We start from the raw sequence: 24,371 nt of genomic DNA, 5'->3' as shown, positions 1-24,371 counted from the left end.
GGCGAAGCCATGGGGAGGGGGACCGCCCGCAAAGCGGGTGGTGGAGGGGCAATGCACCGCAAACCGGCGTTTATGGCGTCGGCCCCTCCGTCAGCGCTCCGCGCTGCCACCTCCCCATCGCTTCGCGACAGGGAGGATCGAAATCAAAGCAATCCCAAAAACCGCACCGCATTGTCCCAGTCGCGCTTGTGCGCCGCGCGTTGCGCCTGCGCCAGCGCATCGGCGCCCCAGCGCCGCTCCTGATAATGCTCGTCGAGGCTGACCGCCGACCACAAATCCTCGGGATCGAACGCCCCCTCGACCATTGCAAGCCCCGCGACCAGCGACCCGCCGATGGTCACCAGCGGGGTCAGCGCCGTCATCCGCCACGGATCGAGCGCCAGCACCGCCGCGCGCAACGCCGCCACTGTCGCGGGCGGCTGGTCGATCGGTAAAATGCCCCGCGTAATCTCGAACTCGACCCCGTACCGCGCCTCGGCCCAGGCCAGCAGCGGGTTCCATGCCGCCGCCTGCTCAGCCTGCAGCAAGGCGTCGCGGTCGTCGCGATAACAGAAGAGGTCGGTCGCGGCATAAGCGGCGACGGGTTCGGCAAAGACGGCGGGGCCCGGCATCGCCAGATCGATCGCCGCGTTGGCGAGGCCGGTCAGCGGCATGGCCGCGGGATCGACGGTCTCGCCCTGCGCCTGCCATTCGGCGGCGATCGCTTCGGCAAGCGCGGGGTTTGCGACCGCGAGCGGCGCGCGCTGCGGGGTCCGCACCGGGCGCCCGTCGAGCGTGATGCCCCAGCCGCCGCCCTCCTCGACGACGCTGGCCTCTTTCCAGAAACGCTTCATAGCTCTTTGGGCGTCCGCCAGCGGCGCGCGAGCAGCAGCGGAAAAACCGCAAAATCGAACGCGCCCATCAGCACCACCGCGATGCCGATATAGCGGTCGGTCGGTTGTCCCGCCAGGTCCCAGCGCCCCGCGACGAGCAGAAAGCCCGCCATGATGAGCAGCGCGCCGATGATGCGCATCAGGTTGATCGCGAAATAGCGTTTCTTGGCGAGCGCTTCGTCGGCGGCGGTCATCGTCTTTCTCCTCGACCAGCGAGCTGGTCCATCAAATGGGCGAGCGCGCCATGGCCCTGCGCTTGCAGTGCGCCCGCCACCCGCGTGCGTTCGTCGGCGGGCTTGTTCTGCGATAGCTTGAGCGTCGGGCGCCAGGCGGTGATGGTCATTTCGAACCCGGTGATCGCATCCGCCATCTTGCCGAAAATCGCCGGGCTCATCTTGTCGCGGGTCCACGGCGGGTCGATGCCGATGCGCCCCTCATGGAGCGCCGACAGCGTATCGAGCTGGCCGATCAGCGCCTCGCGGTCGAGTTTGCGGGCCTTGCCCTCCATTTCGACCGCGACATAATTCCAGGTCGGGACCTGGTCGGGCGCGGCGTACCAGCTCGCGCTGACATAGGCGTCGGGACCCTGCACCACCGCGAGCGCCGCGGCGCCATCGAGATGCCGGGCCAGCCCGTTGCCGCGCGACAGGTGGAATTGCAGCGTGCGATTGTCGGCGCCCAGCACCACCGGCGCATGCGCGACGCGCGGGCCGTCGGGGGTGCTCGCGAAAATCGCGGCGAAGCCGATCTCGCGCACCAGCAGCGCGGCGAGGTCGTCGTCCTTGGGCCGGAAGGCGGGATCGGGATGCATCAGCGCGGCTTGGCGGGCCGCGCCGGGTGCTTTTTCGCGGTCGGTTTCTTGCCGGCGGGTTTCGGCGTCGTCGGCTTGCCCGATTTGGCCTTGGGTTTGGGCTTCGGCTTGCCGACGAAGTCGGTCGGCTTGCTGTCGGCGGTGCGCCCGCGCCGTTCGCCGCGCCGGGCCTTGCGGATTTGCTTGCTGTGCGCCTTGGCCTGCGCCTTCAGCGCCGATTTGGGCGGCGGACCTTTTTCCTGCGCGTCGATGCCGATCTGGCCGAGCAGGGTGTCGAAGCCCAGCGCGTCGAGGCTTGCGGCGAAATGGTCGGGCACCTCGGCGCTTATGTCGATCGCGCCGCCGTCGGGATGGTCGATGCGGAGGCGCCGGCTGTGCAGATGCATCTTGCGACTGATCGTCCCGGTCAGGAACGCGCCCTTGCCGCCATATTTGCCGTCGCCGACGATCGGGTGGCCGATCGCCGCCATATGGACGCGCAGCTGGTGGGTGCGCCCGGTCAGCGGTTGGAGCTCGACCCACGCCGCGCTGTTCCCGGCGCGCTCGATGACGCGGTAGCGCGTCTTCGATGGCAGGCCGTCGTCATGGACATGCATCTTCTCGCCGCCCGATCCGGGCTGTTTGGCGAGCGGCAGGTCGATCTCGCCCTGCTGGATTTCAGGAACCCCGACGATCAGCGCCCAATAGGTCTTTTTCGCGCTGCGATTCGAAAAACTCTTGGCGAAATAGGCGGCCGCCTTTGGCGTGCGCGCGATCAGCAGCGCACCCGACGTGTCCTTGTCGAGCCGGTGTACGAGCTTCGGCCGTGTCGGTCCGTCGAATTTCAACGCGTCGAGCAGTCCGTCGACATGCTGTTCGGTCTTGGTGCCGCCCTGCGTCGCGAGTCCCGGCAGCTTGTTGAGCACCAGCGCGCTCGCGTCGCGGTGGATCAGCATGCCGGTCGCGAGTTCGACGTCGGCGTCGGTCAGCGCGCGGCCCTTGCGTGCCGGACGTGCAGCGGTCTCGACCGGCGGCGACGGCATGACGAGCGTCTGCCCGGTCGCGATGCGGTCCGACACATCGGCCTTTTTGCCGTCGAGCGTCAGCTGCCCCGACCGCGCCCAGCGCGCGAGCAGCGCGTGCGGCGTCCCGGCGCGATGGCGTTTGAACCAGCGGTCGAGCCGGATGCCGTCGTCCTCTTCGGCGATCGTTGCGCCGTCCATGTCGATCTTGCTCATGCCGGCACCTGCCGCATGACGAGCAAGCCGAGACCGCAGGCAGCGATCGCGCCGACCACCGAGGCGAGGACATAGGTGAAGGCCTGTGCGCTCTGTCCGCGTTCGAACAGCGTCCAGAACTCCATGCTGAAAGCCGAGAAGGTCGTGAAGCCGCCGAGCACGCCGACGCCGAAGAACAGGCGCGCCGCTTCGGTCCCGCCGCTGCGCGCGAGCCAGCCGATCAGCACGCCCATCAACAGGCTGCCGGCGATATTGATCGACAGTGTCCACCAGGGGAAGCCGGGACCGAGGCGCGCGAGCATCGCGCCGCCGACGAGGTGCCGCGCGCCGGCGCCGAGGGCGCCGCCGATCATCACAGGAAAAAGGCCGTTCATCCGCCCGCCCTAGCCGCAAAAGCGCGCGGCGGAAAGCCGTGCGTCGTCAGCGGTCGGCCGCCGCGGCGCCGACGGCGGTCGCGGCGCGTTCGTGCACCGCGCGCCAGTCGGCGGGCCGGTCGAAATCGCCCTGCCAGATCCCGCGCCGCGCAAGCTGCGCTTCGCCCTCGTCGGGCAGGTGGGCGTCGTCGGTGGCGACCGCCCAGCCCTGGCGGATCATTTCGGTCGCCAGATCGACGCCGTCGGGTTCGGGCCGGGTGCGGCAGGCGGCGAGGGTGCGGCCATATTTGTCCTTCGCCGCCAGCGTGCAGTGCAGCGGCCCTCGCCCGGCAAGGCGCGCGAGCGCGGCGCGCGCCTCGTGCCCGCAGGCCCAGCGGCGGCCATCGGCGCGCGCGCAATCCTGGCGATATTCGACGGCATCGAGCCCGGTCAGGCGAATCGTGCGCGCGGTGCCGTCGTGCGTCACGGTAAGGCTGTCGCCGTCGATGACATGGACGAGCGGGATGGTCCGGGTCGGTGCCGGCTGCGCGAACCAGACCGCGCCCGCCATCGCCGCGAGGAGCAGCAAGGCGCCCAGCGAGCGGAGGCGCCGCCGCCAGCGCAGGCGGGTGGAGAGGGAGGGGCGCGGCAGCATGGTATCGCGATCAGTGCGGGGATGGCGCGGGTCTGGCAAGCGCGAATAGGGGATTGACGAGGAGAACAAAACATGTCCAAAATGGATGTTATTCCACCCGCGCGATCCGGATCAAAGGCTGGCTATCATCGGTCAGCATCCGGATCGGCGGCACTCTGGAGCGAACAAAAGGTGAATATCACCATTTTGACGACATAAGGACGCCAAGGCGGAGACACGGCGAGGAAAGGGGCGGCACGATGGACCACAGGATCGACACGGACCCGCGGATATCGGCCTTGCCGCCGGTTCGCTTCGACTCACTTGCCCCGCCGCGGTGGGATGCGCCCGCCGATGCCGACGTCGGCCCGGCGGCGGTGCTTTTCGTCGGGCCGCGGGCGATCGGCGCCGATCTGACGCACACCGGGCGGGCGCGGGTGGTCGACCATATCCCGCCGACCCGGATCGCCGCCCATCTGCGCACCATGGCGCTGCCCGATATCGTGTGGCTGATCGACGCCGAGACGATCGAAAGCGAGACGCTCGCCGAAATTTGCGATGCGGTGCTCGCGATGGAATGCGCCCTGGTGTGCGAAACCGCGCTCGGCGCGCTCGACCGCGTCGCGGCGATGGTCCCGGCGTCGATCCGCACCGAATGGCTGGTCGATGCCGATGCCGCCGACCGCCTCGTCGCGCTCGCCGCGGCCTCGCGGTCGCTGCGCACGGCGGTCCATGACATCGCGCGCGACGAGGCGATGGAACGGATCGACCGGTTGCAGGACGAGGTCGCGCGCATCGCGCGGCTGCTCGGCGACCTGTCGGGCCAGCGCGGCCTCGCCGGCACGCCGCCCGCGCTGGCGCCGCGCGAAGAGAATTTTGGCGAGTCCGGCGGCCTCGTCCGTTCGCCGGCGCGCGATTACGCCGCAGGCCCGCGCAGCTTCGAGCCCGAGGAACGCACCGTGCATCGCCAGCGCGCCAAAGCGGTGCGCCGGATGCTGCGCCAGCGCCGGATGCGCGAACAATATTTCCCCGCCGACCTGTTCGCCGATCCGGCGTGGGACATGCTGCTCGACCTGTACGCCGCGCGGCTCGAACGCCAGCCGGTGTCGGTATCGAGCCTGTGCATCGCCGCCGCGGTCCCCGCGACGACCGCGCTGCGCTGGATCAAGACGATGACCGACGCCGGGCTGTTCGTGCGCGAGGCCGATCCGCAGGATGGCCGCCGCATCTTCATCGGGCTTGCCGACGCCGCGTTCGATGCGCTGGCGCGTTATTTCGAGGCGCTGGAGGAATAGGCCTCGGCCTGCGCGATCGCTTCGGCGCATGTCTGCGGCGGGGCCGGCCGCGCCGCGGGCGGTGGCCCGGGAACCGACGATTTTATGGGCGGGGCATGGCCCACCCGCCTGGACAGCGCCTTCAGCTCGTCGCAAGGCCAGCCGCCCGGTTCGGTCGACGTCAGCAGATCGTCGAGTTCGCGCTGGGCGCGGCCGGTGTCGCCGGCGCCGTCGAGCGCATCGACGAGGCAGGTTTTCGCGCCGAAGCTGCGCCGCTCGCGCGGGATGTCGGTTACCGCCGCGGCCGCGGCGTCATAGCGCCGCTCTTCGACGAGCGCGGCGCAGGCGTGACCCGCCTCGAACCGCCCGGTGCTCGCCTTCAGATTTTTTTCGAGGAAGGCGGCATAGTCGGCCCGCCCGGCCTGGCGGAACATCTCGGCCGCCTGCGCATAGGCGCGTTCGCCGCCGCGATAGTCGCCCGCGGCGAAGCGCGACTGGCCCTGAAATTCCAGCATCTCGGCGTGCAGATATTTGCTGCCCGAACCCGCGATACGGTCGACGCCCCGCTGATAGAGTTTCGCGCTCGCGTCATAGTCCTGCCGCTCGTCGAGCATCTGGCCGTAAAACTGGGTCGCATAGGCGACCTTCGTCGCATCGCCGACCGCCTCGGCGGCGCGGACCGCCAGCGGGTACCAGCGCTCGACCGACGCCAGATTGCCGGCCGATACCGAGACTTTGAGCGCCATATAGGCCATTTCGGATTTGGCCTTCGGCTGCTTCGCCCGGCGATAGACGGCCTCGAAATCGGCGAGCGCGGGGCCATATTGTTTTTGCTGCGCGAACAGCACGCCGCGGTCGGCGCGAAAGATAGTCTCGCGATCGACATGGCCCGTCCGGGTCGCGCCCTCGATCGCCTCGTCCCAGTTTTGCAGCGCGCGTTCGCCCTGGCCGTCGAGCGCCAGCGCGCGCGCCAGATAGCCCTGCGCCGACCAGCGGTCCGCCTCGGCCATGCGCCCGGCCGCGGCCTCCAGCGCCGCGATCGCGGGCTGCGCCTTGCGCTCGGCGAGCAGCGCCAATCCTTCGCACAATTCGGGATCCTCGCTCGCCGCCCGCGGCGCCCTGCGGATCGCGTCGGCGCCGGCATGGCGATCGGCCTCGGCGAGGCACCCGGTCGCGACCGGCGCCTTCCTGGGTGCGCAGCCGGTCGCCGCCAGCATGGCCGCGCCGGCAAGCAGCAGGGCCTTCATCCTCGCGCCGTTCGACATATTCGCCCCCATCCCGCCAAAGGGCCGACGTTAGGGAGAGAAGGATTATTTTCCGTTTATGCGCAAAGGCGCCTCGCGCTACCTCCGCTCGGCCGCTTGCCAGCGACGGCGGCTTATGGCAGGGGCGCGCTTCTCCGAAAGGGGGCGCTTAGCTCAGTTGGTAGAGCATCTCGTTTACACCGAGAGGGTCGGCGGTTCGAGCCCGTCAGCGCCCACCACACAGGCATCGGCGAAGACGCTTGAGCCTCGGTCCGCGTTGTGCGGCGTTTCGGACATCGGCGACCGTTTCGTCGCCGCCTGTCCGCCCACGACCCAACGCGGTTGGGGAAAACCCGAAGGTCAGGGGATGAGGACAAAGGGCCCCGCGGCCCGGTCCTCCAATGCGCGATGCGCCAGCGCGGCGTCGGTCAGCGGGTAGGCGATACCGCGTTCGGCTTTCAGAATGCCCGTTTCGATCGCGCCGAAAAACATGGCGGCGATTGCGTGGAGCGCTTCGGGGGTGCGGACATGGTGCGCATAGGCCGGGCGCGAGATTGTCAGGCCCTTCATCGCCAGCCGCGAGATGTCGAAGGGGGCGACGGGTCCCGACGCCTGGCCATAGTTGACGAGATGACCAAGCAGACCAAGCGATTTCAGCGACCCGTCGAACGTGTCGCGTCCGACCGCGTCATAGACGATATCGACGCCGGCGCCGCGGGTCAGGTCGAGCACGCGCTCGGCGACATCCTCCTCGCCATAGAGAATGACCTCGTCGCAGCCATGGGCGCGGGCGGCGGCGGCCTTTTCGCGCGACCCCGTCGTGCCGATGACCCGCGCGCCGATACGCGAGGCCCATTGCACGAGGAGGCGCCCGACACCCCCGGCGGCGGCGTGGACGAGAATCGTATCGCCCGCCCGCACCTGCCGGACGCGGTGCAGCAGAACGGCGGCGGTCAGCCCTTTGAGAAACATCGTGCCCGCGACCCGATCCTCGATCGGTTCGGGCAGGCGCACACACAGGTCGGCGCGTATATTGCGTTCATCGGCATAGGCGCCGTAGGAGGAATCGATATACGCCACCCGGTCGCCAACCGAGAACCCCCGCGCCCCCGGCCCGACCGCTTCGACGACACCCACGGCCTCGAGACCGGGTGTGCCGGGAAGGGCGAGCGTCTTGTAAGCGCCCGACCGCACATAGATGTCGTGAAAATTCACGCCGATGGCGGTCTGGCGAAGCAGCAGTTCGCCCGGTGCCAATGCGGCGATCTCGACCGGCTCGGCGCGCAGCGCGGCCGGGTCGCCATATTGTCTGAGCATGATCGCCTGCGCCATCCGCCATCCCTTTCGATCGGTTGAAGCCCCGCCTGTCGATCGGCGCTGCGGGGCCTGGGCGCTGTTCCGTTAAGCGGCCAGCGGGCGCGCGCCGCGCACCAGGCGTCCCGGCACCGCGCCGGTGTGCCGGCCGTGCCGATAGGTCACCACGCCCGAAACGATGGTCGCGTCATAGCCGTCGGCCAGTTGCCGCAGCCGCCGCCCGCCCGCCGGCAGATCGTTGACGACCGAGGGGTTGTGGAGGCGCAGCGCGGCGAAATCGATGATGTTGATATCGGCCTTGGCCCCCACCGTCAGCCGGCCCCGGTCGCCAAGCCCGATCATGTCGGCGGGTTCACTGGTCAGCGCGGCGATCGCGGTTTCGAGCGGGATGCGCTGGTCGGGGTCGGCATCGGCGGCCCAGCGCTTGAGGAAGAAGGTGGGAAAGCTGGCGTCGCAGATCATGCCATAATGCGCGCCGCCGTCGGCCAGACCGACGACCGTGCCCGGATGCGCCAGCATGGCGTGCACCGCGTCGAGGTTTCCGTCGCGATAATTGGCGCCCGGCTGGTAGAGCAGCGCCTTGCCGTCCTGCTCGAGCAGCAAATCATAGGCATGCTCCTCGGCCGTGATACCGAGCGCCGCGGCGCGGGTATCGATGCGGTCGGCGAGGTCGGGTTCGTAATCGGGCGCCGCGCCCATCGGATAGGCATAGCGGAACGCCTGCACCGTCTTCACCGATACCGGATTGCTGTCCTCGGGCCGTTCGGACAGCAGCTGCGCCCGGAACGCCGGATCGCGCATCGCCGCGACCTTGTCCGCCAGCGGCCGGTCGAGCAACGGCCGGAAGCTGGGATGGAGCGAAAAGGGGTGGAAGCTGAGATCGAGCCCATAGAGCATGCCCACCGGCCGCGGCGCGACCTGGGCGCAAATCGGCAATCCGTCGCTGCGTGCCGCCGACAGCCTGTCGAGCGACACGCGCCATTCGTCGGGGTCGCCCGTCGGCATCTGGAGCAGCGAATAGGATAGCGGCCGGCCCGATGCCTCGGCGAGCCGGCGCATCAGCGCGAACTCGTCGGCCGCGGGTCCCATGACGCGCGGGATGATCTGGTACACGCCGTCGCCCGCGTCGCGCAGGCCGTTCGCGAGCGCGATCAGCTCATCCTCTTCGGAATGGAGGCTGGGGGCCAATTCCCCCGCCTTCGTGCGGTGCATCAGGTTGCGCGAGGTGCTGACCCCCAGCGCCCCGGCATGGATCGCCTCGGTCGTCAGCGCGCGCATCTGCGCCAGATCCTCGGCGGTCGGCGGCTCATGATCGGCCGCGCGTTCGCCCATCACGAAAACGCGCAGCGCCGAATGCGGCAGTTGCGCGGCGATATCGATGTCGAGTTCGCGGGTATCGAGGACGTCGAGATATTCGGGAAAGGTTTCCCAGTTCCACGGCAGGCCCTCGGTCATCACGACCTCGGGAACATCCTCCACCCCCTCCATCACCGCGACGAGAATGTCGCGCTGGTGGGGTTTGCAGGGTGCGAAGCCGACGCCGCAATTGCCCATGACAGCGGTGGTCACGCCATGGTTGGACGAGGGCGCGAGGCGGTTTTCCCAAAGCGCCTGCCCGTCATAATGGGTGTGGACGTCGACGAAGCCCGGGGTGACGATTCGCCCCGCCGCCTCGATCTCTTCGCGCCCCTTGCCCTCGATCTGGCCGATCGCGACGATGCGCCCGTCCTTGACCGCAAGGTCCGCCGCCTCGCCGCGATGGCCGAGTCCGTCGAATATCGTTCCGCCGCGAATCACCAGGTCATAATCGGCCATCTTGGTTCCCATCCTGCTTGTCGCCCGACGATAGCAACGCGCCGCGAAGAAAAATGTCGCCTTGTTGACAATCTGTGGCGCGCGATCCAGCGTCGCGACATGGCATCCGATCTGGCCGACATTCTTGCCGCCGACAGCTGGTTCGGGGGCCTGCCGGCCGAGCAGCGCCACGGGTTGCAGGCGCGGGCGCGGGCGCACGACTTGCGCGATGGCGTCCACATCTATCGCATCGGCGACCCGCCGAACGGATTGCATGTCGTGGTCGAGGGTCAGGTGCGGCTGGTCAGCTATCCGGCGGCGGGGCAGGAACTGGTCAACATGATCGTCAAGCCCGGCCGCTGGTTCGGCGAGCTTTCGGTGATCGACGGCAAGGAGCGGCCGCACGACGCGATCGCGGCGGGCGCGGTGCGCCTGTTGACGGTGCCGATGGCCGCGATCGCCGAGCTGACGGCAGCGATGCCCGACCTGTGGCGCGGCTTGGCGCTGCTCAACTGCGCGCACCACCGGCTCGGCATGCGCGAGGCGGGGCGTGTCCGCGCGCTGCCGGCGCTCGCCCGGCTCGCGGTCTTTCTGGCTGGTGGCGCCAGCAGCGCACCCGATCGTCCGCTCCGCGCGACGCAGGACGATCTGGCGCGGATCGTCGGGGTGTCGCGCCAGCATATGAACGGGCTGCTGCGCCTGCTCGCGGACCGCGGGCTAATCTCGACGGGCTATGGCGGCGTCACAATCGGCGACCGCGCGGGCCTTCTCGCGCTGGCCGATCGGGAGGAGCTGGGCTGAGCTAGTCGATCGCCGATCGCACCCAGTCATCGAGCCGCTGTGCCATCGGGCGCCAGGTCAATTCGACGAAGAAGCCGAGCGCGGCGACGGTGTCGAGATGGACGATCGCGGTGCTTCCGTCGGGTTGCCGCTGCGACAGCACCTCGAATATCACGTCCGCTTCGAGCGGGCGGTCGCGAACATCGTCGGTCGCGACACCGACATGAAAAATGCCTTCGCCGCGCGTGCGCAGCCATTCCTTCGCATTGCCGTCGCCGACGCCGGGCTCGATCATCTCCAGATGGATCGCCCCCCACGGCGCGAAGGCGTTGCGGTTGGCGATCCGGCCCTGCCAGTCGCGATAGCGTCCGACATAGTCGGTATCCATACGCTTCCAGTTCGACAGGCCGAGCAATGCGCCATAGCGCGCCATGCCCGCGTCGAGGTCGGCGACGACCACCCCGATCTGATAGATGTCGAGCGCGGCGGGCAGGCGCGCGATCACCTTTTTGCCGCCGTCACCACTTGCGCCGCCATTGCGCGCCGCGGAAGCGGGCGCGCAGGCATTCGCGGCGCGCTTCATGGTCGATATGCGGGGTGTCGGCGGGCAGGTGATTGCGCAGCTCGGCCAGCTTGACGCGTTTCAGCCGCGGCGTCGGTGCCGAACTCGCCTGATACCAGCGGCCCTGCACGACGCCCTTGTACCGGCCCGCGGTGTCGAGCCAGTTGGGAACCCCGGGATCGTCGACCGATATGACCGCGCGGAACAGCCCGTCGGTGTCGCGCTGCGCCTGAAAGCCGTTGAGGCTCGACTGGCATTTGTCCCAGTCGATGGTGTTGAACAGCTGATCGGCGAGGAGGACCGACCAATAGCGCACCTGGTCGGGCACTTCGGTTTCGAGGATTAGCGCCTCGCCTGCGGAAAATTCGAACAATCCCTCATAATAGGTCTGCTCGGCGAGGCCGCCGATGTCGGACCATGTGTTGAGGACGACGCTGTTCACCGGATGCTGGCTCAGCGTCTTGACGAAGTGGACGAACAACTGGGCATAGCGTTCGGGAAACCCCGCGAGCCGTTCCATTCGGTACGCGACCTCGTCGATCGTCGGGCGGCTGAAGCCGCCGGCATCGTCGAGCCGCTCGATCGCGATGCGGCTATCGACCTCATTCTCCCAGTCATAGCTCGCCTCGCGAATGCCGATCGTGCGCGCGTTCGCCGGCAGTTCGTACCAGTCGCCGTCATAGTTCGCGGGGCGCTCGGCGCTGAGGATCACCGAGAAGCGGCCCTCCTCGTCGAGCGTCAGCGTGTCGGCGTCGACATGCCCGACCGACGGCCCCGGCGTGTCGTCGACCCCGATATAGCCCGACCCGATGCCGATATGGACGAACAAGGTCGTTCCGCGCCAGCCCGACAGGCGATAGCGGCCATGGCCCTCAACGAAGGTCGATCGATACATATAGTCGGGATTGGGCGCCGCCGATTTGATCACCGGATTGAGGAAGCTGTAGAACCCCGGGACGCGCGCGTCCTGCGCCATGATCGGCGCATAGCCCTGCGACAGGCTCATCGCCATCTGCTGGATCGCCTCCTGCTTCAGCCAGGGATCGCTGGGGTCGATCATATGCTGAAGGCTGCGATCGATGCCGGAAATCAGGTCGATGAAACGTGCCCATTCCATCGGGACGGCGGGTCCGGTCGTCATGGCGTTCTTCCTCCCGGTCAATTGCGCGGAATGCGCGCGAAGAATTGCTCGCCCGCCGGTTTCAGGTTGATCAGCTCGTAATAATGGCCGAGCTGCGCGGTCGTGTCGGCGTAGTGAAAGTCGAGATTGTCGCCAAAACTGCCGCTGTGCGCGGCCGGGAAGCCCGCAGCGTCCATCTGCGCAATCGCCGAGCGATATGCCTCGTCGTTGAAGACAAGGAAGCCGAGGTGATGGAGGCGGCTGCCGTCCTTCGCCTCGGGAATCCAGTCGCGAAAGAGGGTCTCGGCATCGGGGTCGGGCTCGATCAGCTCGATCATCACGTCGCCGGCATAGGCATTGCCGATGAAGCGCGTGCCGTGCCCCGGGCCGAGCAGCGCCGCCATGTCCATGACGTCCCACTCGGCGATCCCGAAGTCGCGGGCAAAGCGCGCGCGCGCGGCCTCCAGATTGCGGACGACATAGGCGATCTGGAAATGTTTCTGGAAAAGGACGGTCACGGTCAGGCTCCTGCGGCGGGGGGGTGCTTCAGGTCGAAGCGCGCGATGTAATCGGTAAACAGCGGGGTCACGGCGCTCGACTCGACCGGGGTGTAGCGGTGCGTCGAACGGGCTTCGGGCGGGTTGGCGGTGGCCCAGCCGCGAAAGCGGGTCTCGGCGTCGGGCGACAGCGGAAGGCCGAACTTGCCATAGATGCGCCGGACGACGTCCATCGGATCGTTCCGGATGTCTTCCTGCCGAATGTGGATGAAGCGGTCGGGCGCGCGGTCCGCGGCGGCCATGCTGCGCCGGGCGCCCTCCGCCCAGAAGCTCGCCTCGCGGGCGAGCAGGCGATCGCGATCGACCGGGGTATCGGTCATCAGGTCGCGAATGCCGCCGAGCAGGCTCATCAAAGAGGCGATCGACGCTGCGGGGTGGCGGTGCGTCTGGACGATGCAGGCGTCGGGAAAGGCCGCCAACAGCGCGTCGATGCCAAAGACATGGCTGGGATTCTTGAGCAGCCAGCGCCGCCGGTCGCCGAGCCCGACCAGCTTCAGCACCTCCTTGTAGCGCAGAAAGGAAGGGGTCTCGTCGGCGGCGCGGAACCAGGCGTCATAGGCGGGCGCGTCGATGTTGGAGGCGAACCAGTTGCAGACAAAGCTTTGCGCCATCGGCATCAGGCATTCGTCGACCTCGCCGGCTTCGGTCGAGTGGGCGGCCATGATCTTTGGGGCCATCGCACGCATCGCGGCGATGCGCGCGACGCTGGCCCGATAGGCGGGATGCGCGTCCCATTCAGCGCGCGGGGGGCGAACCATCGGGTTGCCCGTCAGCCAGCGCTCGAAACCCTGAAATTGCGGGTCCATGCTGAGCAGCTGGTGCAGCGCGGTCGTCCCGGTACGCGGCAGGCCGATGACGATCAACGGCCGCTCGATCGGCTCGGCGGCATAGGCCGGATTCGCTGCCCAGCCCGCCTGCGTCACCAGCCGGCCGGTGAGCGCTCCGGTAATCACCCCGGTCGCGGAGGCTTCGGTCGCGGGACCCGCGGGCGGATGTTCGTCGATCGCGTCGAGCAGGACACGCATGGCGTCATGATAGGCCGTGTCGCCGAAATCATCATATCCCGTCGCGGTCGCCGCGCCCTCGTGCAGCGCGTCGAAGCGGTCTTTCCAGCGCGTCATCGGCCAAGCCACGGATCGATGAGGAGCTTGCCGCCGCCGCCGGTCCCGGCGCGCAGGCGTTCGAAGGCGGCGGGGACGCCGGCGAGCGCCACCGTCTCGGTCACCATCGCCCGCGCGCGGTCGCCGTCGGCATCGAGCGCCGCGGCGCATTCGGCATAATCCTCGCGCGTGTAGATCAGCGAGAAGCGCAGGTTGACGTCCTTCATCAGCGCCATGCCCGGCACGAACTGGTCGGGTACCATGCAGAAACCGAGCGAGACGATGCGGCCTTGCGGTCGGACGAGCGCGATCGCGCGGGCGATCGTTCCCGGCACCCCGGCGCATTCGAAGACGATGTCGGGCTTGCCGCCGAGTGCGGCGGCGATGTCCTGCGGCGCGGTGTCGCCTTCGAGGATGAACCGCTCGGCACCCATCGCTTCGGCGAGCGCCCGGCGCCGGTCGCTGCTCGCGAGCAGCGCCACCGATCGCACCCCCGCGCGGCGCAGCCAGAACAGCACCGCGAGGCCGATCGGCCCCGGACCGATGATCAGCACGCGATCGTCGGCCTTGGGGGCGGCGAGCCGCACCGCGCGGCGTCCGACCGCAAAGGGTTCGACCAGTGCCCCGTCGGCGAGCGTCATCGTCCGGGGCAGGATCGTCGCACCGCGCTCGCTGATCCGCGCATAGTCGGCAAGCCCGCCGCCAAAGCCTTTCCAGCGCGAACAGAGCACGTCGATGCCGGTACGGCAAGCGTCGCATTCGCCGCATCCGACGACGGGCAGCGCCGCGACCCGGTCGCCAATCCGCAGCCGTTCGACGCCGCGGCCGACGGCGACGACCTCCCCGGCATATTCATGACCGAGTTGCGCACCGGCGGGCAGGGTATAGCCATGGCCGCTCGTCGAATGGAGGTCGGTGCCGCACACGCCGCAGCGCGCGACCCGGATCACCGCCTCGCCTTCGCCGGGTTCGGGGTCGGGGATATCCTCGATGCTCAGTGGTTCGCCCACCGCCTTGAACAGCGCCGCTTTCATTTCATTCTCCCGAGTCCATTCTTTCGGCTATATGAGTGGCCTTGATCGGCAAGCGACATTCCCAAATGGGAGGCGGAGAGGATTTTGGACGAGTCACTGGAGGCCTTGTTGCTGTCGATCCAGGCCGGGCCGCTCGAGGCGCCGCCCTGGACGGATTTCGTGCGGCGGCTGCGCAAACAAATCGGCGGCAATTTCGCCAATTTGATCTTCCGCCGCGCCGACGCCGATCCCGCCGGCGGCATCGAGGTGCGCGACGCGCTCGCGCCGCCCGAATGGCTGTGGACCCGGTATCGCGAAAGCTTCGCCAGCCGCGACCCCATCCCCTATTTCGCGATGCAGCCGGGGCGGGTCTATGCCTATGACGAACTCGAGGGCGTCGCCGCCATCGCGCAGGATGCGTTTCGCGAGGATTTTCTGCGTGCCGCCGATTTCGAGCATTTTCTGATCTTCCGGGTCGTCGAACCGAGCGGTTGCAACATCTGGGTCACGGTGACGCGCAGCGCCGATGAGCCGGCGTTCGGAGCGGCCGACCGGGCGCTGTGCGAACGGCTCGCGCGTGCGCTGGTGCCGGCGCTCGCCTGTTATTCGGCGCTGCTGAGCCGTTCGATCGAGACGCAAATGTATCGCCGCGCAGCGGACCTTTTGTCCTTTGGGGTCATCACGCTCGATTCGGCGGGGCGCATCGTGGCGGTCGACGACGCCGCGCGGCGCTGGGTCGACGAGGCCGGCGTCCTCGCGATCCATGACGATCGGCCGCACGCGGTGCAGCGCAATGTCGACCTGTCGCAACGCATCGCGGCGGTGATGGAATCGACCGAGGCGGAGGCGATCCATCTGGGCGACGCCGACGGGGTCGACCTGTTGCTCGTCCCGCTCGCCTCGCGCGCCGACGCGGGGCCGCGCGGGGTTTGCATGATGCTCTACCTGTCCGGCCGCCGCCCGTCGCGACGCGACATTTCGGCGCATGTCGCCGCGCTGTTCGGACTCAGCGACACACAGGCGCGGCTGGCGATGCTGCTGGCGAACGGCCGCACATTGGCCGAATCGGCGGCCGAGATCGGCATCACCGAACAGACGGCGCGGACCTATTCGAAGGATATTTACGCCCGCACCGGCACCGCGCGGCAGGGCGAATTGATCCAGCGCATCCTGACCAGCGTCGCGATGCTCGACTGATCGAAAAGGGGCTTGCCAAGCAGATAGAGTAATATTAGTTAGATGATTGTAGGTTCATCTGAATCTCCAATCAGGGCAACTCCAATGGGCCGATCCGCAGGGATCGGCCCTTTTTTTGGCGATCATGTTAAAGTCGGCATTCGCGCCATCTCGATGTTGTTAAGGCAAATCCGCCGTCGCTATCGCCGTCAACGCGCTCTGCAGTCGCGTATCGCCTTCGCCCTCGACCCACGCCCAGCGCAACTTGCGCCGCTTGAGTTCGGCGAGCGCGACGTCCATGAACTGCATTCGCGCCGGTTCGCTGCCGAACAGCCGCGTGCCGTCCTCTTCCCACGGCAGGTCCATCGCGGGGACGAGATAGAGGTCGGCGACGTCGGTCCAGGCGTCGATCGCCGGCAGCCGCTCGCCGAGCAGCATCACCGCCCACGCCTGCGTCATCAACGGATCGGTGTCGGAAATCAGCCACGCCGGGCCGGTCGCCAGCGCCGCCTGCGTCGCCGCGACATGGCCGTCGAAGATCGCGAGCAGATCGGCGGCGTCGAGATCGGTGCCGTTCGCCTCGCAATAAGCGCGGCCATATTCGGGCACGACGACCCCGCCGAGCGCCCGGGCAAGGCGCGGTGCGAGCGTCGATTTGCCGGTGCTTTCGGCGCCGTGCAAGCAGATGTGGCGCGTCATGCCGGCGCCTCCTGCGCCGCGGCGCGGCGCCACTGGATCAGCCCGTCGATCGAGAGGCCGAGGAGAATGACATAAACGATGCTCGTCGCGTACAGCCCGCGCCAGGCGAAAAGCGGCACCGCGATCAGGTCGACGAGGATCCACAGCCACCAGCTTTCGACGCGCCGCCGCGCAAGCAGCCATTGCGCGGTGATGCTGAGCATCGCGATCGCCCCGTCGATCCACGGCGCGACCGCGTCGGTGTAGCGGTGCATCAGCGAACTCCACACGATCCAGGCGATGATCGTGGCGACGCCCCAGGCCATCCGCGCGCGGTCGGTCATCCAGCCGACGGGCACGCCGCGGTCTTCGCGGGCGCGCATCCACGCCGCCCAGCCATAGAGGTTGAGCGCGAAGAAAAACCCCTGCAGCGCCATGTCGCTGTAGAGCCGCGCGTCGTGAAAGACGACCGCATAGACGCTGACCGCGACGAGCGCGAAGGGGTAGTTCCACACGCTGCGCAGCGCGACGAGCGCGACGTTGATCAGGACCAGCGCGGCGGCCAGCCATTCGAGCTGGCTCACGCGGACGCCTCCGCGCGCGCCGTATCCGCGCGGGGCCGCGTCCACAGCCCGTCGCGGCTGATCCGCCGCTGCGGCGGGCGGCGCAGCACCGACCATCCGGCGCGCGCGACCCAGCCCAGCTTGGCGACGATCGAGGTGCCGGCGCGGTGGTCCCAGGCATGGTCGCCGCGCGCGCGAACCTCGCGCGCGATGTCGCCGTAAATGCCGGCGGCGGCGAGCACCGCCCAGCGGCTGCGCGGCGGCAATTTGCGCGCCCCCCAGCGCGCCGACGCTTCATATTCCTCGGCCATTTCGGACAGCCATTTCGCCATCACCGACAGCCGCGCGCGAAAGGCGGGGTGCATATGCTGGCCCGGCGGGATGTCGAGTTCGACCATCCATTCGACCGGCAGGTAACAGCGGTCGGCGGCGGCATCCTCGGCGACGTCGCGCGCGATATTGGCGAGCTGAAAGGCGATGCCGAGGTCCGACGCGCGGTCGAGCGTCGTCGCGTCGGCGGGGTCGATCCCCATCACCAGCGCCATCGCCACGCCGACCGCGCCCGCGACATGATAGCTATAGCGCAGCAGATCCTGTTCGCTGCGCGGGCGCCAGTCGGCGGCGTCGAGATCGAAACCGGCGATGATGTCGTCGATGACGGCGCGCGGGATATCGACTTCGGTGAGCAGGTAGCCGAGGCCGTCGAAGGCGGGGTCGCCGGTCGGCTGCCCCGCATAGGCCCGATCGGTCAGGTCGCGGATCCGCGCCACCGCCGCCTTGGCATCGTGGCCCGCGGTCATCGCGCCGCCATGGTCCTGCCCGTCGGTCAGGTCGTCGGCGGCGCGGCACCAGGCGTAGAGCAGCCACACCCGCTCGCGGGTTTCGCGGTCGAACAACTGGCTCGCGAGCGCGAAGCTTTTCGATCCCCGCGCGATGCTGTCGTGCGCGAAACCGTGGAGGGTTTGGGGGTCGTAGCGAGAATCCCCCTCCCGCAGGCGGGAGGGGTTAGGGGAGGGCATGTTTAAAGCCGTTGGGAAAGAGACAGGCCCTCCCCCGCCCCCTCCCGCAAGCGGGAGGGGAGAGAATGGCGCGTCGCCCTGCTCTCACAAATCATCCGCCTTCATCGCGAAGATCGGCGCATGCGGCTCATAGGCCGCCATCTTGTCGAGCAGGGGGTCGAGGCTGGCATCGACGACCATGATCCCCGCATGCGCGGGCCGGATGAAACCGACCTCGATCATATGCCGGTTGAACGCGATCAGATCGTTGTAGAAGCCCGCGGCGTTGAGCAGCCCGACGGGCTTGGCATGATAGCCGAGCTGCGCCCAGCTGATCGCCTCCCACAATTCGTCCATCGTGCCGACCCCGCCGGGGATGGTGAGGAACCCGTCGCTGAGGTCGGTAAACATCTTCTTGCGTTCGTGCATGCCCGACACCACGTGCAATTCGGTACAGCCGCGGTGCGCGACCTCGCTGCCGACGAGCGCATCGGGGATCACCCCGATCACCTCACCGCCGGCTTCGAGTGCGCTGTCGGCGACCGCGCCCATCAGCCCGAGCCGGCCGCCGCCATAGACGACGCCGATGCCCTTCTCGGCGAGGGTGCGGCCGACATGGCGCGCGGTGTCGATATAGATCGGGTCGGCGGGGGTGGCGGAGCCACAATAGACGGCAAGGCGTTTCATAAATTCCCTTTACCCGTTGGTGTCGAGCGAAGTCGAGACACCCATCGACTTGGCGCCGAGCGGGATGGGCATCTCGACTTCGCTCGATGCGAACGGAGTTATAAGTCCAACATCAATTGGGCAGTCGCCTTGGCGCTGCCGACGACCCCCGGAATACCTGCGCCCGGATGCGTCCCCGCGCCGACGAAGTAAAGATTCGATATCGCATCGTCGCGGTTGTGGGCGCGGAACCAGGCGCTCTGCCACAACACGGGCTCGAGGCTGAACGCACTGCCCAGATGCGCCGACAGATCGCGGCCGAAATCGGCGGGGGTGTAATGGAAACTTGTGACGAGGTTGGCGCGCAGGCCCGGCAGCACGCGCGCCTCGACCTCGTCCAATATCGCATCGGCGAATTGCTGCCCGAACGCACCGTCCCAGTCGGCTTTCGACTTGCCGAGATGCGCGACGGGGGCGAGGGCGTAGAATCCGGCGTGGCCCGGCGGTGCCATGCTCGCGTCGGTCGCGCTCGGATGATGGAGATAGAGCGAGAAGTCACCCGGCACGACGCCGTTTTTGTAGATGTCGTCGAGCAGCCCCTTGTAGCGCGGACCAAAGAGGATGCTGTGGTGCGCGATGCCGGGATAGTCGCCCTTCACCCCGAAATGGACGACGAACAGCGACGGCGACCAGCGTTTGCGCGCGAGCGACCGGGCGACCTTGGGTCCGCGTTTGTGATCCGCGAGCAGGTCGCGATAGCTGTGCATCAAATCGCCGTTGGTCGCGACCATATCGGCGGCGCCGTGCCAGCCGCTCGCGGTCGTCACGCCGGTTGCGCGGTCGCCCTGCGTTTCGATGCGCGCCACCGGATCGCCAAGCCGCAAGCTTCCGCCAAGCCGTTCGAACAGCGCCACCATGCCGCCGACCAGCGCATTGGTGCCGCCGCGGGCGAACCAGACCCCGCCGTCCTTCTCGATCGTGTGGATCAGCGCATAGATCGAGCTGGTCGTCATCGGATTGCCACCGACGAGCAGCGTGTGGAACGACAGCGCCTGCCGCAGCCGTTCGTCCTGCACATAAGAGGAGACGATCGAATAGACGCTGCGCCAGGCCTGATATTTCATCAGCGCCGGCGCGGCCTTGATCATCGAGGCGAAGTCAAGGAAGGCGACCGAACCGAGCTTCACATAGCCCTGTTCATAGACCCCCTTCGAATAGGTCAGGAATTTCTCATAGCCCGCGACATCGGCCGGATTGAGCTTCGCGATCTCGGCCGCCAGCGCCGCCTCGTCGTTCGAATAATCGAAGTTGGTGCCGTCGGGCCAGTTGAGGCGATAGAAGGGCATGACAGGGACGAGGTCGACATCGGCCGCCATATGCTGTCCGCTGAGCGCCCATAATTCGTGCAGGCACGGCGGATCGGTGATCACGGTCGGCCCGGCATCGAAGGTGAAACCGTCGCGCGTCCAGTGATACGCCCGCCCGCCGGGCTTGTCGCGCGCCTCGACCACCGTCGTTGCCACCCCCGCCGACTGCAAGCGGATCGCGAGCGCGAGGCCGCCGAAACCGGCGCCGATGATGATCGCGCTGCGGCTCATTTCCAGTCGAATTTCCGCACCGCGCTCAGCGCGCGCGCGACCGGCACCGGCGGCTTGCCCGCCAGCAGGCGCAGCTTGTCGCCGCGCGTCGACTGGCCGGCGTAGAAACGCGAAATCAGCCGCGGCGACAGGCGATAGAAGCGTTCGAAGACGCGAATGCGCTGCGCGGGTTCGGCGGCGCGGAACAGCATCGCGTCGAGCAGGCGATAGAAACGCTGCCGCCGCCAGCTGCGCGCCGCGCGCGCGCGCAGCTGCGCGCCGAGGTCGGCACCGTCGACCAGCCGCGGCAGCGCCGCGGCGGTGCGTACCGCATCGGGGAGCGAATAGCCGGTCGTCGCGTGAAACGCCCCGGCGCGGGTGCCGATCCGCCCGACCTTGTCGCCCTCGGGCCAGAAACGGTCGAATTCGCCCGCGATCACCACCGGCAGCACGCCCGTTTCCTCGCGCGACACAGCGGTGACCTCCCACTGCCGCCAGGCGGCATAGGCGCCGATCCGTTCGCGGATCAGGTCGGCGTCGAGGTCGGGGCTGTCGCTGTAATAGGTGTCCTCGACGAAGACGCTCTCCTCGCTCAGCGGCAGCAGGTAGACGAAGCGATAGCCGTCGAGCTGCGCGACGCGCGCGTCCATCACCACCGGGTGGGCGAGGCCGTGGCCACCCTTCACCGTCAGCACCTGCCCGACAAATTTCTGCCAGCCGCAGGTCAGCGCCGACAGATGGCCCGCGCCGCGCGCGTCGATGACATGTTTCGCATCGAGCCGGCCGCCGCGCCCGAACAGCAGGTGGTCGGCGGCGACATGCTTGACGCGATCGGCGATGATGCGCTCGGCGGGCAGCGCCGCCGCGATCGCCTCGGCCAGCGCCTCGCCGGGGATGCTCTTATATCCCATGCGCAATGTGCGACGATGGTGCGGGAATTGCACGTCGTAACCGTGCCAGTAATGGCGGACGAGCGGCGCGACGAGCCAGCGGTCCTTCTCGGCGATATCGCCGTCGAAAAAGGACCAGATATGGTTGCCGCCGACCGGTCCCGGCTCGACCAGCCGCACGTCGAGGTCGGGGCGCTTCGCCGCCAGCGCGAGCGCCGCGAGCCCGCCCGCAAGCCCGCCGCCGACGATAGCGATGTCGCACGAGAGATCTGCCTTGCCCATGCCCCAGCCCTAGCCGCGCTTGGCAAGCGGCGCAAAGCGATTGCGCCATGGCGTGCACCCGCTATCCCGAATGCATGTCCGCCGCCCCCGCCATCCTGCTTTCCGCGCTCGCGATGACGCTGATCGTCGGGGTGCGCTATCTGATCAGCAGCGGCGGTTTCGCGCTCGCGACGCGGATCAAACATCCGGGCCTCTATCGTGGGCTCGAACCGCAGATGAAACGCGAGGTCGGATGGAGCCTTGCCAGCGCGGCGATCTACGGCATTCCCGCCGGCATCGTCGCCTGGGGGTGGCAGGAGCACGGCTGGACGCGTATCTATACCGACATCGACGCCTTCCCGCTCTGGTATCTGCCGGTCAGCCTGCTTTGCTATTTGCTGATCCACGACACATGGTTCTACTGGACCCACCGCTGGATGCACCGCCCGGCGCTGTTCCGCATCGCCCACGCCGTCCACCACGACAGCCGACCGCCGACCGCCTGGGCGGCGATGAGCTTCCATCCGATCGAGGCGCTGACCGGCGCGGTTGTCATCCCGGCGCTGGTGTTCCTGATCCCGATCCATGTCGCGGTGCTCGGCCTTGTCCTCACGATCATGACCATGATGGGCGTCGGCAATCATATGGGCTGGGAAATGTTCCCGCGTGCGCTTGTTCATGGACCGGCAGGGCGCTGGCTGATAACCGCGACCCACCACCAGCAGCATCACGCCGCTTACCGGGGGAATTATGGGCTTTATTTCCGCTTCTGGGACAAGGCGTGCGGCACCGATCTGGGGCTTGGCCGTTTTGGCGATGCTGACCGCCGCGAGCGCGCCGCCCCCTGAGGTCGATGTCAGCATCACCGGGCTGCGCAACAGCAAGGGCCAGGTCCTCGTCTGCCTGACCACCAATTCCAAGGCCTTTCCCGATTGCAGCAAGGACAAGGCGTCGGTGCGGATGGCGGTGGCGACCAGCGCCGCCGCGCATTTCAAGATCGCGGCGCCCGCCAACGGCACCTATGCGATCGCGGTCGTCCATGACGAGAACAGCAACAACAAGATGGACCTCGCGATCTTCCTGCCCCGGGAGGGCTTCGGCTTCTCGCGCAACCCGACGATCACCGTCGGCGCGCCGAGCTTCAAATCGGCGAGCTTCGTCGTGACCGGCGACACCGCGCAGACGATCAAGATGAAATATATGCTCTAGTGGGCGCGCGGGCGGGCCGCTAAAGCAGCGCGCGTGACCGCTTTATCCCCCCGCATCGCCGCTTTCGCCGACCGCTGGCCCAAGCTGATCGCCCTGCTGCTCGGCGCCGTGTCGGCGACCGGTTTCGCGCCGCTCCATTTCTGGCCGCTGACCCTGGTCGCGCTCGCCGGCTGGATGGCGCTCGTCGCGCGTAGCCCGAAAGGGCGGCGCGCCTTTGGCATCGGCTGGGCCTTCGGGGTCGGGCATTTCACGATCGGGCTGAACTGGATCGCGACCGCCTTCACCTATCAGGCGGCGATGCCGGCGTGGCTCGGGTGGATCGCGGTGGTGCTGCTGGCGCTGTATCTGGCGGTCTATCCGGCGCTGGCGGCGTGGGGGGCGTGGATGGTCGCCCGGTTCAGGAGCGGAACAAGCGCCGCACCCACGCTGTCCTTCATCCTCGCCTTTGCCGCGCTGTGGACGCTGACCGAGTGGCTGCGCAGCTGGGTCTTCACCGGTTTTGCGTGGAATCCCTTGAGCGCCATCTTGACGCCGAATATGATCCTTCTGTCGCCCGCCCGGTTTGTCGGTTCTTATGGAATGTCGGCGGTCGTCATGTTGATCGCCGGATTCATTCTGGTGCAGGCCATAAAATGGGTGCCAGCATGGTGGCAGGCGCTGGGCCCATCCTTGCGGGATGGGACCTTTCCGACCGTGATTCTCGGTGGCGGCCTTGCTGCCATCTTCATTCTCTCCGTCCCCTTTTTCTATCTTGGCCAAGTAGGCGGCCTGACCGGCTTATCCGATTCGGCACAAGCCGCGCGCAAACCCGTCCCGATTACCGTCGTCCAGCCCAATGTCGGGCAGGAGGACAAGTGGGAGGGCAGCAAGGCCGACGCCAATTTCGCCAAGCTCGCGCGGCTGACCGCGCCCGAAGACGACACGCCGCGGCTGATCCTGTGGCCCGAGGCCGCGGTGCCCGACTATCTCGAGACCGGCTATCCGCTCGTCTATTACGACCGCTCGCCCGCCGAGGCGCGCGGGCGGCTCGTCGCGCTGATGAACCCCGACGATGTCATGCTGCTCGGCGCGCTCAAGCTCGAACTCGACCGGACCGGCGACGTCGTCGGCGCGCGCAACGCGGTGATGACGGTGCACGGCGACGGCACGCTCGGCCCGCGATACGACAAGTCGCACCTTGTCCCCTATGGCGAATATCTGCCGATGCGGCCCATCCTGTCGGCGATCGGCCTGTCGCGCCTCGCGCCCGGCGATATCGATTTCTGGCCCGGCCCCGGCCCGCACACGCTCGACCTCGGCGCCTTCGGCAAGGCGGGGCTGCAAATCTGCTACGAGATCATCTTTTCAGGGCAAGTCGTCGACCGCGCCCATCGCCCCGACTTCATCTTCAACCCGTCGAACGACGCCTGGTTCGGCGGCTGGGGTCCGCCGCAGCATCTGGCACAGGCGCGGCTCCGCGCGATCGAGGAGGGGCTGCCCGTCGTCCGCTCGACCCCGACGGGCATTAGCGCGGTGATCGACGCCGACGGCCGCATCCGCGATTCGATCCCGATGCACCGCGCCGGGCGGATCGACACGCTGCTGCCGCCGGCGCACGCTCCGACGCTGTTCGCGCGCTATGGCAACATACTTCCCGTCGGATTTGCGCTGCTGCTGCTCGCAGCCGCCATTGCCTTTCGGCGGCGCGGGCGTTAACAGCGCCCGCACA

General features: G+C 68.0%; 26 protein-coding genes and 1 tRNA gene. 7 read left to right on the top strand and 20 right to left on the bottom strand.

Going from position 1 to position 24,371, the window contains the following annotated elements:
* Positions 1–143 precede the first annotated feature (143 nt).
* The 6 genes from AC3WS4_RS05785 to AC3WS4_RS05760 are packed head-to-tail and all read right to left on the bottom strand — an operon-like array spanning position 144 to position 3,908.
* A complete protein-coding gene (locus AC3WS4_RS05785) occupies positions 144–833 on the bottom strand; it encodes an ATP12 family chaperone protein (RefSeq protein WP_492735802.1) in 690 nt (229 codons plus the stop codon).
* Complete coding sequence (locus tag AC3WS4_RS05780) at positions 830–1,066, bottom strand: hypothetical protein (protein WP_056344294.1); 237 nt, start codon at positions 1,064–1,066, stop codon at positions 830–832. Before AC3WS4_RS05780 ends, AC3WS4_RS05785 begins: the two co-directional genes overlap by 4 nt.
* Entirely contained in the window at positions 1,063–1,683 is a 621-nt protein-coding gene (locus tag AC3WS4_RS05775) for an FMN-binding negative transcriptional regulator (protein WP_492735804.1), read from the bottom strand. Before AC3WS4_RS05775 ends, AC3WS4_RS05780 begins: the two co-directional genes overlap by 4 nt.
* Positions 1,683–2,900 (bottom strand): RluA family pseudouridine synthase, encoded by a 1,218-nt coding sequence (locus AC3WS4_RS05770; protein ID WP_492735806.1) that lies wholly within the window; start codon positions 2,898–2,900, stop codon positions 1,683–1,685. The genes AC3WS4_RS05775 and AC3WS4_RS05770 overlap by 1 nt, the downstream gene beginning before the upstream one ends.
* Positions 2,897–3,274, bottom strand: a complete 378-nt coding sequence (gene crcB, locus AC3WS4_RS05765; RefSeq protein ID WP_492735808.1) for a fluoride efflux transporter CrcB — start codon at positions 3,272–3,274, stop codon at positions 2,897–2,899. Before crcB ends, AC3WS4_RS05770 begins: the two co-directional genes overlap by 4 nt.
* A 46-nt stretch (positions 3,275–3,320) precedes the next feature.
* On the bottom strand, positions 3,321–3,908 hold the full coding sequence (locus AC3WS4_RS05760; RefSeq protein WP_492735810.1) for a thermonuclease family protein: 588 nt from the start codon (positions 3,906–3,908) through the stop codon (positions 3,321–3,323).
* 239 nt (positions 3,909–4,147) lie between these two features.
* Here AC3WS4_RS05760 and AC3WS4_RS05755 point away from each other — a divergent pair, with 239 nt between their 5' ends.
* Entirely contained in the window at positions 4,148–5,182 is a 1,035-nt protein-coding gene (locus tag AC3WS4_RS05755; protein WP_492735812.1) for a MarR family transcriptional regulator, read from the top strand.
* Here the strand turns inward: AC3WS4_RS05755 and AC3WS4_RS05750 are convergent.
* On the bottom strand, positions 5,158–6,408 hold the full coding sequence (locus AC3WS4_RS05750) for a hypothetical protein (protein ID WP_492735814.1): 1,251 nt from the start codon (positions 6,406–6,408) through the stop codon (positions 5,158–5,160). The two genes, AC3WS4_RS05755 and AC3WS4_RS05750, sit on opposite strands and share 25 nt — an antisense overlap.
* 160 nt (positions 6,409–6,568) lie before the next feature.
* Here AC3WS4_RS05750 and AC3WS4_RS05745 point away from each other — a divergent pair.
* Positions 6,569–6,644, top strand: a tRNA-Val gene (locus tag AC3WS4_RS05745).
* A 121-nt stretch (positions 6,645–6,765) separates the two neighbouring features.
* On the opposite strand, the gene AC3WS4_RS05740 is transcribed toward AC3WS4_RS05745, so the two are convergent.
* Both AC3WS4_RS05740 and AC3WS4_RS05735 read right to left on the bottom strand, forming a co-directional pair.
* Complete coding sequence (locus AC3WS4_RS05740) at positions 6,766–7,737, bottom strand: quinone oxidoreductase family protein (protein ID WP_492735816.1); 972 nt, start codon at positions 7,735–7,737, stop codon at positions 6,766–6,768.
* Positions 7,738–7,806: 69 nt separating this feature from the next.
* Positions 7,807–9,534 (bottom strand): N-acyl-D-amino-acid deacylase family protein, encoded by a 1,728-nt coding sequence (locus AC3WS4_RS05735; RefSeq protein WP_492735818.1) that lies wholly within the window; start codon positions 9,532–9,534, stop codon positions 7,807–7,809.
* Positions 9,535–9,633: 99 nt separating this feature from the next.
* On the opposite strand from AC3WS4_RS05735, the gene AC3WS4_RS05730 reads away from it, so the two are divergent.
* Positions 9,634–10,314, top strand: a complete 681-nt coding sequence (locus AC3WS4_RS05730) for a Crp/Fnr family transcriptional regulator (RefSeq protein ID WP_492735820.1) — start codon at positions 9,634–9,636, stop codon at positions 10,312–10,314.
* Between the two features lies 1 nt (position 10,315).
* On the opposite strand, the gene AC3WS4_RS05725 is transcribed toward AC3WS4_RS05730, so the two are convergent.
* From AC3WS4_RS05725 to AC3WS4_RS05705, 5 genes are read right to left on the bottom strand one after another with little or no spacing between them, the layout of a single operon-like run.
* The gene (locus AC3WS4_RS05725) at positions 10,316–10,798 is read right to left on the bottom strand and encodes a VOC family protein (RefSeq protein WP_492742660.1); all 483 of its coding nucleotides are present in this window, start codon (positions 10,796–10,798) and stop codon (positions 10,316–10,318) included.
* Between the two features lie 13 nt (positions 10,799–10,811).
* Complete coding sequence (locus tag AC3WS4_RS05720) at positions 10,812–11,996, bottom strand: DUF1214 domain-containing protein (protein ID WP_492735824.1); 1,185 nt, start codon at positions 11,994–11,996, stop codon at positions 10,812–10,814.
* A 17-nt stretch (positions 11,997–12,013) separates the two neighbouring features.
* A complete protein-coding gene (locus tag AC3WS4_RS05715; RefSeq protein ID WP_492735826.1) occupies positions 12,014–12,493 on the bottom strand; it encodes a VOC family protein in 480 nt (159 codons plus the stop codon).
* Between the two features lie 2 nt (positions 12,494–12,495).
* Positions 12,496–13,653 (bottom strand): sulfotransferase family protein, encoded by a 1,158-nt coding sequence (locus tag AC3WS4_RS05710; RefSeq protein WP_492735828.1) that lies wholly within the window; start codon positions 13,651–13,653, stop codon positions 12,496–12,498.
* A complete protein-coding gene (locus tag AC3WS4_RS05705) occupies positions 13,650–14,666 on the bottom strand; it encodes an alcohol dehydrogenase catalytic domain-containing protein (protein ID WP_492735830.1) in 1,017 nt (338 codons plus the stop codon). The genes AC3WS4_RS05710 and AC3WS4_RS05705 overlap by 4 nt, the downstream gene beginning before the upstream one ends.
* A gap of 84 nt (positions 14,667–14,750) precedes the next feature.
* On the opposite strand from AC3WS4_RS05705, the gene AC3WS4_RS05700 reads away from it, so the two are divergent.
* Positions 14,751–15,842 (top strand): helix-turn-helix transcriptional regulator, encoded by a 1,092-nt coding sequence (locus AC3WS4_RS05700; RefSeq protein ID WP_492735831.1) that lies wholly within the window; start codon positions 14,751–14,753, stop codon positions 15,840–15,842.
* Between the two features lie 159 nt (positions 15,843–16,001).
* On the opposite strand, the gene AC3WS4_RS05695 is transcribed toward AC3WS4_RS05700, so the two are convergent.
* From AC3WS4_RS05695 to crtY, 6 genes are all read right to left on the bottom strand, one after another.
* Positions 16,002–16,520, bottom strand: coding sequence for an AAA family ATPase (locus tag AC3WS4_RS05695; RefSeq protein WP_492735833.1), 519 nt, complete (start codon positions 16,518–16,520; stop codon positions 16,002–16,004).
* Complete coding sequence (pnuC, locus tag AC3WS4_RS05690) at positions 16,517–17,083, bottom strand: nicotinamide riboside transporter PnuC (RefSeq protein WP_492735835.1); 567 nt, start codon at positions 17,081–17,083, stop codon at positions 16,517–16,519. Before pnuC ends, AC3WS4_RS05695 begins: the two co-directional genes overlap by 4 nt.
* Positions 17,080–18,081 (bottom strand): phytoene/squalene synthase family protein, encoded by a 1,002-nt coding sequence (locus tag AC3WS4_RS05685; protein ID WP_492735837.1) that lies wholly within the window; start codon positions 18,079–18,081, stop codon positions 17,080–17,082. The genes pnuC and AC3WS4_RS05685 overlap by 4 nt, the downstream gene beginning before the upstream one ends.
* A gap of 84 nt (positions 18,082–18,165) precedes the next feature.
* A complete protein-coding gene (locus tag AC3WS4_RS05680) occupies positions 18,166–18,747 on the bottom strand; it encodes an LOG family protein (protein WP_056344256.1) in 582 nt (193 codons plus the stop codon).
* A gap of 98 nt (positions 18,748–18,845) precedes the next feature.
* Positions 18,846–20,324: a phytoene desaturase gene (locus AC3WS4_RS05675; RefSeq protein ID WP_492735838.1), complete on the bottom strand. Its 1,479-nt coding sequence runs from the start codon at positions 20,322–20,324 to the stop codon at positions 18,846–18,848.
* Positions 20,321–21,475, bottom strand: a complete 1,155-nt coding sequence (gene crtY / locus AC3WS4_RS05670; protein ID WP_492735840.1) for a lycopene beta-cyclase CrtY — start codon at positions 21,473–21,475, stop codon at positions 20,321–20,323. Before crtY ends, AC3WS4_RS05675 begins: the two co-directional genes overlap by 4 nt.
* 74 nt (positions 21,476–21,549) lie before the next feature.
* Between crtY and AC3WS4_RS05665 the strand changes: the two genes are divergently transcribed.
* The 3 genes from AC3WS4_RS05665 to lnt are packed head-to-tail and all read left to right on the top strand — an operon-like array spanning position 21,550 to position 24,358.
* Positions 21,550–22,302, top strand: coding sequence for a sterol desaturase family protein (locus AC3WS4_RS05665; RefSeq protein WP_492742658.1), 753 nt, complete (start codon positions 21,550–21,552; stop codon positions 22,300–22,302).
* Complete coding sequence (locus tag AC3WS4_RS05660; protein WP_492735844.1) at positions 22,271–22,663, top strand: DUF2141 domain-containing protein; 393 nt, start codon at positions 22,271–22,273, stop codon at positions 22,661–22,663. The genes AC3WS4_RS05665 and AC3WS4_RS05660 overlap by 32 nt, the downstream gene beginning before the upstream one ends.
* Before the next feature lie 33 nt (positions 22,664–22,696).
* Positions 22,697–24,358 carry an apolipoprotein N-acyltransferase gene (gene lnt / locus AC3WS4_RS05655; protein WP_492735845.1) on the top strand — a complete coding sequence of 554 codons (1,662 nt, stop codon included), beginning with the start codon at positions 22,697–22,699 and terminating at the stop codon, positions 24,356–24,358.
* Positions 24,359–24,371: the final 13 nt, after the last annotated feature.

It is taken from the genome of Sphingopyxis sp. EU05-FHT14B03 (assembly GCF_058790875.1).
Note: the sequence above shows the minus strand (reverse complement) of the source record. Positions and strands in the feature narration are given on the sequence as shown.

Coding starts and splice junctions, on each gene's coding strand:
- AC3WS4_RS05785 (WP_492735802.1), bottom strand. CDS start 833: ATGAAGCGTTTCTGGAAAGAGGCCAGCGTCGTCGAGGAGGGCGGCGGC.
- AC3WS4_RS05780 (WP_056344294.1), bottom strand. CDS start 1,066: ATGACCGCCGCCGACGAAGCGCTCGCCAAGAAACGCTATTTCGCGATC.
- AC3WS4_RS05775 (WP_492735804.1), bottom strand. CDS start 1,683: ATGCATCCCGATCCCGCCTTCCGGCCCAAGGACGACGACCTCGCCGCG.
- AC3WS4_RS05770 (WP_492735806.1), bottom strand. CDS start 2,900: ATGAGCAAGATCGACATGGACGGCGCAACGATCGCCGAAGAGGACGAC.
- crcB (WP_492735808.1), bottom strand. CDS start 3,274: ATGAACGGCCTTTTTCCTGTGATGATCGGCGGCGCCCTCGGCGCCGGC.
- AC3WS4_RS05760 (WP_492735810.1), bottom strand. CDS start 3,908: ATGCTGCCGCGCCCCTCCCTCTCCACCCGCCTGCGCTGGCGGCGGCGC.
- AC3WS4_RS05755 (WP_492735812.1), top strand. CDS start 4,148: ATGGACCACAGGATCGACACGGACCCGCGGATATCGGCCTTGCCGCCG.
- AC3WS4_RS05750 (WP_492735814.1), bottom strand. CDS start 6,408: ATGAAGGCCCTGCTGCTTGCCGGCGCGGCCATGCTGGCGGCGACCGGC.
- AC3WS4_RS05740 (WP_492735816.1), bottom strand. CDS start 7,737: ATGGCGCAGGCGATCATGCTCAGACAATATGGCGACCCGGCCGCGCTG.
- AC3WS4_RS05735 (WP_492735818.1), bottom strand. CDS start 9,534: ATGGCCGATTATGACCTGGTGATTCGCGGCGGAACGATATTCGACGGA.
- AC3WS4_RS05730 (WP_492735820.1), top strand. CDS start 9,634: ATGGCATCCGATCTGGCCGACATTCTTGCCGCCGACAGCTGGTTCGGG.
- AC3WS4_RS05720 (WP_492735824.1), bottom strand. CDS start 11,996: ATGACGACCGGACCCGCCGTCCCGATGGAATGGGCACGTTTCATCGAC.
- AC3WS4_RS05710 (WP_492735828.1), bottom strand. CDS start 13,653: ATGACGCGCTGGAAAGACCGCTTCGACGCGCTGCACGAGGGCGCGGCG.
- AC3WS4_RS05705 (WP_492735830.1), bottom strand. CDS start 14,666: ATGAAAGCGGCGCTGTTCAAGGCGGTGGGCGAACCACTGAGCATCGAG.
- AC3WS4_RS05695 (WP_492735833.1), bottom strand. CDS start 16,520: ATGACGCGCCACATCTGCTTGCACGGCGCCGAAAGCACCGGCAAATCG.
- AC3WS4_RS05685 (WP_492735837.1), bottom strand. CDS start 18,081: ATGCCCTCCCCTAACCCCTCCCGCCTGCGGGAGGGGGATTCTCGCTAC.
- AC3WS4_RS05680 (WP_056344256.1), bottom strand. CDS start 18,747: ATGAAACGCCTTGCCGTCTATTGTGGCTCCGCCACCCCCGCCGACCCG.
- AC3WS4_RS05675 (WP_492735838.1), bottom strand. CDS start 20,324: ATGAGCCGCAGCGCGATCATCATCGGCGCCGGTTTCGGCGGCCTCGCG.
- crtY (WP_492735840.1), bottom strand. CDS start 21,475: ATGGGCAAGGCAGATCTCTCGTGCGACATCGCTATCGTCGGCGGCGGG.
- AC3WS4_RS05665 (WP_492742658.1), top strand. CDS start 21,550: ATGTCCGCCGCCCCCGCCATCCTGCTTTCCGCGCTCGCGATGACGCTG.
- AC3WS4_RS05660 (WP_492735844.1), top strand. CDS start 22,271: ATGCTGACCGCCGCGAGCGCGCCGCCCCCTGAGGTCGATGTCAGCATC.